Here is a 7,101-nt window from a genome sequence, read left to right on the forward strand (position 1 = left end):
AAACCCGCGAAAAAGAAAAAAAAAAAACCCCCGCCAGTGGCGGGTTTTTTATTGCCCGGTGGCGCTATGCTTACCGGGCCTACATGGAGCGAGTAGGTCGGGTAAGGCGAAGCCGCCACCCGACTTATGGCATCAGACCACCATATTCAACAGCAGCACCCCGACCAGACCGCACACCGAAATAATGGTTTCCAGCGCGGACCAGGACTTGATGGTTTCACCGATAGTCAGGTTGAAGTACTCCTTGAACAGCCAGAAGCCCGGGTCGTTCACGTGTGAGAAAATCACGCTACCGGAACCGACGGCAATAACCATCAGCTCAGGGCTGACGCCCGTGGTGGCAATCAGTGGCGCAACGATACCGCCCGCGGTGATTGCCGCAACGGTTGCAGAACCCAGCGCGATACGCAGAACTGCGGCGATAGACCAGGCCATCAGAAGCGGCGACACGTTGGTTTCATGCATCATGGCCGCGATGTATTTATCCACACCGCTATCGACCAGAACCTGCTTGAACGCACCGCCACCGCCGATGATCAACAGCATCATGGCAATGATTTTGATGGAAGAGGTCAGCGTGTCGTTGATCTGATCCATGGAACGACCGCGGTTCAGGCCGAAGGTGAACATCGCGATCAACACCGCAATCAGCGTGGCCATCACCGGGTCGCCGAGGAACTCAGCAACGGACAGGAACGCGTGACCTTTCGGCAGAACCATCTCTGCCACGGCGCGCATCGCCATCAGGATCACCGGGACCAGAGAGGTCCAGACGCTGACGCCAAAGCCAGGCATTTCTTCTTCGGTGAAGGTTTTCGCGCTGTACAGACCTTCCGGAATCGGCTTATCAATGCCTTTCAGGAAGCGGGCATAAACAGGGCCTGCCAGAATCACGGTTGGGATGGCCAGAATCGTACCGAACAGCAGGGTTTTACCCATATCGGCGTGGAAAATGGTGGCGATAGCGGTTGGGCCCGGGTGCGGTGGCAGGAAGCCGTGCGTCACGGACAGCGCTGCTGCCATTGGTACACCGACATACAGCAGCGGAATGCTCGCCGCCGCCGCAATGGTGAAGACCAGCGGCAGCATCAGCACGAAGCCCACTTCATAGAACAGTGCGAAACCGACGGTAAAACCGGTTAACACAACTGCCCACTGGATGTTCTTCTTACCAAACTTGTCGATAAGCGTGGTGGCGATACGCTGTGCACCACCGCAGTCCGCCAGCATTTTGCCGAGCATGGCGCCAAAGCCCATGATCAACGCCAGGCTGCCGAGCGTGCCGCCGACACCCGCTTTAATGGAGCTAATAACTTTGACCAGCGGCATCCCTTGCATCAGACCGACTGCAAGTGCCACCAGAACCAGAGCGATAAACCCGTTCATTTTGAAACGGATCATCAAGAGCAGTAATAACACAACACCGATAGCAACGATGACTAATGGCATGATTTACCTGGCCTTTGAATTGTTATGGGTAACGTCATTGTTTCAACGACACGTTCCGGTTGTCCCAACTGGGAACAGAGTGGTTAACGGCACTAATACTGATACCTTGGAAACTATTTAGTTTAGTCGGCTGTTATGAGTGTGTTTAGTGCCCATGAGAATGATACGGGTAACATGACGTGATTGAGAATCACCCTGGAGGGCAAAATTTAAATTATGAGACGCAGGTCAACATATGGAGGTAAACGCAAAACGGTAACCGCAAGGTTACCGTTTTTAATGTTTTCACCCTCTCCCGTGGGAGAGGGCGGGGTGAGGGCATCAGACCGCACTATTTTTGTAGGCCCGGTAAGCGCAGCGCCACCGGGCAATACAGACGGGCAATGAATCAGTAGTAAGAGTGCTCGCCGCGCTGGTGTTCGGTCAGGTCACGCACGCCTTTCAGTTCCGGGAACTCGTTCAGCAGTTGCTTCTCGATCCCTTCTTTCAGGGTCACATCGACCATGGAACAACCGTTACAGCCGCCGCCAAACTGCAGAATTGCGTAGCCTTCGTCGGTGATTTCCATCAGGGAAACGCGACCACCGTGGCCGGCCAGTTGCGGGTTGATCTGGGATTGCAGCAGATACTCTACGCGCTCCATCAGCGGGGCATCGTCAGATACTTTACGCATTTTGGCGTTTGGCGCTTTCAGCGTCAGCTGCGAGCCCAGCTGGTCGGTGACGAAGTCGATCTCCGCATCTTCAAGATACGGCGCGCTCAGCTCATCAACATATGCCGTGAGCTGGTCAAATTTAAGGGCAGTGTCAGTTGCTTCCACCGCGTCTGGCGGACAATAGGAGACACCACATTCTGCATTCGGAGTGCCTGGATTGATCACAAACACGCGGATCTGCGTCCCTTCTTCCTGATTTGCCAGCAGTTTGGCAAAGTGCGCTTGTGCAGAATCGGAAATACGGATCATAGCTTTGGCCTAATAGTTGACTAAATTACCTGGGTATAATCATACGCCCATTGGAGAAGGGCTACAAGGTACGGCACAGACACCATACCTGAACCGACGCGGCGCCGCTTTGCAAAAGCAGTCGGGAAAGTTCAGCAACGGTACTGCCTGTGGTGACGACATCATCCACAATCGCGATATGGAGCCCTTTGACGGCGAATTCAAGGCGAAAGGCGTTTTTGAGGTTCCTTTTGCGCAGCCGGGCGCTCAGCTGATGCTGAATGGCGGTGGCATGGCGGCGCGTCAGCGCAGCGGCTGGGTACTGACAGCCGAGCCACCGGGCGAGCGGGCGACAGAGCAGGTCGCTCTGGTTGTAGCCGCGTCGCCAGTGACGGCGCCGGTATAAGGGCACATTCAGCACCATATCCACTTTCGGCAGCGTGCGCGTGCGCCGTGCCTGCAACACCGCCAGCAATAACAGGCGGGCGAGAGGGCGAGCCAGCGCAATCTGGCCGGAAAACTTCAGCGCGTGGATAAGCCTGCTTAACGGTGGGACGTAATCATCGACCGCCACCAGGGCGCTCCACGGTGGTGGCTTTTTCAGGCAGCGACCGCAGGGAAACTGTGGACTGTACGCCGGTAAACCGCACTGCGGGCAGGTCGTGATACTACTTGCCAGCGAACGCGTGCAGACGGAGCAGACTCCCCACGCGCTCAGCGCAAGTGGCATTCGACATAGCCAGCACAAGCCGGGCACTGTTAGCATAGACAACCTCCATGTAAAAAAGAGAACAGTAACTGATGAAGACGCTGTGGTGGCAGACCGTAGGGACGGGAAATCGCCATCTTGTGCTGCTGCACGGATGGGGACTGAATGCGGAAGTATGGCATTGCGTAAATGAGGAACTTGCCTCGCATTTCACGCTGCATCTGGTGGATTTACCCGGCTTTGGCCGCAGCCGCGGCTATGGGGCGATGTCGCTTGAAGAGATGGCGCAGCAGGTTCTGGCCGCCGCACCGCAACAGGCCATCTGGCTCGGCTGGAGTCTGGGCGGGCTGGTGGCAAGTGAGGTTGCATTAACGAACCCTGAACGCGTGCAGGCGCTGGTAACGGTGGCCTCGTCGCCGAACTTCAGTGCGCAGGAGGAGTGGCCGGGTATTAAGCCGGACGTACTGAGCAACTTCCAGCGCCAGTTGAGCGAAGATTACCAGCGAACGGTAGAACGCTTCCTGGCCCTGCAGACGATGGGGACAGAGAGCGCCCGTAAGGATGCCCGTCTGCTGAAGCAGACTGTGCTGTCGCTGCCGATGCCGGATGTGGAGGTGCTGAACGGGGGGCTCGAGTTACTGAAAACGGTCGACCTGCGTGAGCCGCTGACCGCGCTGGCGGTGCCGCACCTGCGCATTTATGGTTATCTGGATGGGCTGGTTCCACGCAAAGTGGTACCACTGCTGGATGAACTGTGGCCAGAGAGTCAATCGCTGACAATCGCCAAAGCGGCCCATGCGCCGTTTATCTCGCATCCTGCCGAATTTTGTTCAGCGTTGATCGCCTTCAGTCATGAAGTGCCCACCACTCCCTGAGACAGGCTTTCCCTTCCGGGCAATGTTTACAACTGCCGGACAGACAACCGTCCGGCTCTTCCTGAATACGTATGGCTTTCCCCATCGCTTCCAGTCTTTCCAGCATGGCATCGATCATCGGCTGCGGCGTATGCAGGCTGAGGCTCAGCTGTTTTGCCTCCATACGCCCCTGCAACGCCAGTAAATCACGAACCTGAATCAACGATGCCATGGCTCCCCCTAGTGACAGTCGCCCGCCGGGCTGTTGCAGCAGGTCGCGGCGGTTTTACGGTTTGCCAGCAGGTTGATATCGACGCGGCTGCGTGCCCGGCGTAGCAGACCGAGAACGAGCACGTTAAACAGCACAACCGCCAGGATGCAGACCAGGCTGTAGCGCGGATGCTGGCTGAAGTTAACGGTCTGGTAAAAGAGCGTCGCCAGCGAGTAGGCGATGTTTAAGCCCCACAGGATGGAGAACCCCATCCAGCCGCGGCTGGACTCACGGGCTATCGCCCCCATCACCGAGATGCACGGAATATAGAGCAGGACAAAGATGAGGTAGCTGTAGGCCGCTGACGCACTGCCAAATTTCTCGCTCATCACGCCCATGGCACCGGTGGCCATTTCGCCGTCGCCTTTGCTGGCTTCAATCGGGTTCGCCAGTACGCTCAGGCTGAAGGTGTCTTTCAGGCTCTGCCAGGTCTCTTCCACCGCGCCGAGCAGTTCATCACCGAGGTGGAACGCTGCCGGGTTAAACTCTTCTTCCTGGATATTCTCAGCGGTGTAAAGCGTGTTCAGGGTGCCGACCACCACCTCTTTTGCCATCGCGCCGGTGAACAGGCCAACGGTCGCCTGCCAGTTGTCTTCATGCACGCCAATCGGTTTAAACACCGGGGTAATGACGCGGCTGACGGAGGCGAGGGCGGAGTCGTTGATGTTATCCGCCGCCTGCCCGCTCAGGGTGAAGCTGTTCAGCGCGCTCAGGAAGATGCTGACGATAACAATCACTTTACCGGCGCGCAGAACAAAACCTTTCAGGCGCTGCCAGGTCTGGATCGCCAGGCTTTTCAGATGCGGCACGTGATACACCGGCAGTTCCATCACAAACGGCGACGCTTCCCCGCGCATGATGGTGTGTTTAAGCATGAGCCCGGTCAGGATCGCCATCACGATGCCCAGCACATACAGCGAGAAGACCGCCAGCGCCCCTTCCTGCCCAAAGAAGGCCGCGGCGAAGACCGCAAAGATAGCCAGTCGCGCCCCGCAGGACATAAATGGCGCCATCATGATGGTCATCAGACGTTCGCGGGGGGCATCAAGCGTGCGCGCACCCATTACCGACGGCACGTTACAGCCGAAGCCGACAATCAGCGGGACGAAGGATTTACCCGGCAGACCCAGGGCCTGCATCAGACGATCCATCACGAAAGCCGCACGCGCCATGTAACCGGAGTCCTCAAGGAACGAGAGGAACAGGTACATCATGCCGATTTGCGGTACCAGCGGCAGAACGGTGTTGATACCACCACCGATCCCCTGGGCGAGGAAAATGGTCAGCCATTCCGGGAAGTGCAGGGTGTAGCCCAGCCACTGAATACCGTGGACAAATATCGCCACAGAACCAGCATCGAAAATAGGCTGTAGCGCGCCACCGATGTTAATGGCGAGCAGGAACATCAGGTACATGACCAGTAAAAAGATCGGCAAACCGAGGAAGCGGTTAAGCACAATCTTGTCCACGGCGGCCGTAAAGCGGCTTGGCTCGGCCGTCAGGGCATTGCTGACCACGTCGCAAATGGCGGCGATGGCCTGATAGCGCGCGTCGGCGATGTGCAGGGCCGGGTCATCGAGCTCATCGCTCAGACGCGCCAGCGCCACGTCCAGTTTGTCTGCGGCATGGCCCGCATAGGCGCGGCTGTAGATATCGCCTTCCAGCATCTGCAGGCCGAGCCACAGGCGCTGTCTGGCGGGCATGCTGTTGTCCATCTCCTGCGCCAGCAGACCGGCCTCGCGCAGAAGCGGTTGCGCATAGTGCACCAGCTCAACGTCGGCGTTGCCCGCGTGGCGGTCAATGGCCAGCTTCAGTGCGTCAATTCCGCGGGCACGGGTAGAAACCAGCGGCACTACCGGGCAGCCCAGACGCGCGGAGAGGGCGTCGACGTCTATACGCAGCTTTTGTTTCTCTGCGATGTCGAGCATGTTGAGCGCCACAATGCAGGGGATCCCCAGCTCAAGCAACTGCAGCGTCAGATAGAGGTTACGCTCCAGGTTAGATGCATCGACCACGTTGATTAACAGGTCCGCATCGCCACTCAGAATATAGTGACAGGCAATCTGCTCATCGAGCGAGGTTTGTGACGAAATGGTGGTTAAGGAGTAGGTGCCGGGCAGATCCACCAGGGTGACCTGATTGTCTGTCGTGGTGAACTGGCCTTCTTTACGTTCAACCGTTACGCCCGCCCAGTTACCCACACGCTGGCGTGCACCGGTGAGCTGGTTAAATAACGTTGTCTTGCCGGAATTAGGATTGCCAATTAAGCCAATAGTTAATTTTTTCATTGTTTTCGACTCACTGAAACCGCTGGCTTGTTATTGGGATAAGGCTTCGACTTCAATTAATGCGAGGTCTTTTTTACGCAGTACCAGATTCACGCGCCGGGTTTCAATATGAACGGGATCACCTAACGGGGCCACGCGCACCACCTGGAATGACGAGCCGGGGAGCATGCCCAGCGACAGCAGCTTTTGCCGATAGGCCGGGCTAATTTCGCGGGTAAAACCGGTAATTTTCCATGCACTGTCTGGAGTGAATTGCATAATGCCTGATTCCACGAAAGGTTAAATTATCTACTATGGGATGATAATGAGAATAGTTTTTATCAGCAATATGAAAACTGTGACGGAATGTTGTTAAGCGTATTAATTTACGGCCTGTTTGACCTTGCTCAATATTTGCTGAAATGACGGGAAAACGAAAAGGGGATTATTTGTTAACGGGGTGATAAATGGTGGTTTAAATATGGATATGCAATCGGTTTCATCTTTTGCGATATAATTTGTCCCCTCACCCCGGCCCTCTCCTCAAGGGAGAGGGTGTTCAAGTTCCCTCTCCCCTTTGGGGAGAGGGTTAGGGTGAGGGGCATTTA

General features: G+C 56.4%; 7 protein-coding genes. 1 reads left to right on the forward strand and 6 read right to left on the reverse strand.

What is annotated here, in order from left to right; genetic code table 11:
* Positions 1 to 132 precede the first annotated feature (132 nt).
* The 3 genes from gntT to gntX all read right to left on the reverse strand — a co-directional run bounded on the left by gntT (position 133) and on the right by gntX (position 3,158).
* Positions 133 to 1,449 (reverse strand): gluconate transporter, encoded by a 1,317-nt coding sequence (gene gntT / locus AK59_RS0104725; protein WP_013099097.1) that lies wholly within the window; start codon positions 1,447 to 1,449, stop codon positions 133 to 135.
* A gap of 388 nt (positions 1,450 to 1,837) precedes the next feature.
* Complete coding sequence (gene nfuA, locus AK59_RS0104730) at positions 1,838 to 2,413, reverse strand: Fe-S biogenesis protein NfuA (protein WP_013099096.1); 576 nt, start codon at positions 2,411 to 2,413, stop codon at positions 1,838 to 1,840.
* A 61-nt stretch (positions 2,414 to 2,474) separates the two neighbouring features.
* Positions 2,475 to 3,158 carry a DNA utilization protein GntX gene (gntX, locus tag AK59_RS0104735; RefSeq protein WP_029882171.1) on the reverse strand — a complete coding sequence of 228 codons (684 nt, stop codon included), beginning with the start codon at positions 3,156 to 3,158 and terminating at the stop codon, positions 2,475 to 2,477.
* A 35-nt stretch (positions 3,159 to 3,193) separates the two neighbouring features.
* Between gntX and bioH the strand changes: the two genes are divergently transcribed.
* Positions 3,194 to 3,976: a pimeloyl-ACP methyl ester esterase BioH gene (gene bioH / locus AK59_RS0104740; RefSeq protein WP_029882172.1), complete on the forward strand. Its 783-nt coding sequence runs from the start codon at positions 3,194 to 3,196 to the stop codon at positions 3,974 to 3,976.
* On the opposite strand, the gene feoC is transcribed toward bioH, so the two are convergent.
* From feoC to feoA, 3 genes are read right to left on the reverse strand one after another with little or no spacing between them, the layout of a single operon-like run.
* A complete protein-coding gene (gene feoC / locus AK59_RS0104745) occupies positions 3,948 to 4,187 on the reverse strand; it encodes a [Fe-S]-dependent transcriptional repressor FeoC (protein WP_029882173.1) in 240 nt (79 codons plus the stop codon). The genes bioH and feoC overlap by 29 nt on opposite strands.
* A gap of 8 nt (positions 4,188 to 4,195) precedes the next feature.
* Positions 4,196 to 6,514: a Fe(2+) transporter permease subunit FeoB gene (gene feoB, locus AK59_RS0104750; RefSeq protein WP_029882174.1), complete on the reverse strand. Its 2,319-nt coding sequence runs from the start codon at positions 6,512 to 6,514 to the stop codon at positions 4,196 to 4,198.
* 30 nt (positions 6,515 to 6,544) lie between these two features.
* Entirely contained in the window at positions 6,545 to 6,772 is a 228-nt protein-coding gene (gene feoA, locus AK59_RS0104755) for a ferrous iron transporter A (protein WP_010436417.1), read from the reverse strand.
* Positions 6,773 to 7,101 lie beyond the last annotated feature (329 nt).

Origin of the sequence: Enterobacter sp. T1-1 (assembly GCF_000710795.1) — a bacterium.
Taxonomy (GTDB): Bacteria; Pseudomonadota; Gammaproteobacteria; order Enterobacterales; family Enterobacteriaceae; genus Enterobacter; species Enterobacter cloacae.

Coding starts and splice junctions, on each gene's coding strand:
- nfuA (WP_013099096.1), bottom strand. CDS start 2,413: ATGATCCGTATTTCCGATTCTGCACAAGCGCACTTTGCCAAACTGCTG.
- feoC (WP_029882173.1), bottom strand. CDS start 4,187: ATGGCATCGTTGATTCAGGTTCGTGATTTACTGGCGTTGCAGGGGCGT.
- feoB (WP_029882174.1), bottom strand. CDS start 6,514: ATGAAAAAATTAACTATTGGCTTAATTGGCAATCCTAATTCCGGCAAG.
- gntT (WP_013099097.1), bottom strand. CDS start 1,449: ATGCCATTAGTCATCGTTGCTATCGGTGTTGTGTTATTACTGCTCTTG.
- gntX (WP_029882171.1), bottom strand. CDS start 3,158: ATGCTAACAGTGCCCGGCTTGTGCTGGCTATGTCGAATGCCACTTGCG.
- bioH (WP_029882172.1), top strand. CDS start 3,194: ATGAAGACGCTGTGGTGGCAGACCGTAGGGACGGGAAATCGCCATCTT.
- feoA (WP_010436417.1), bottom strand. CDS start 6,772: ATGCAATTCACTCCAGACAGTGCATGGAAAATTACCGGTTTTACCCGC.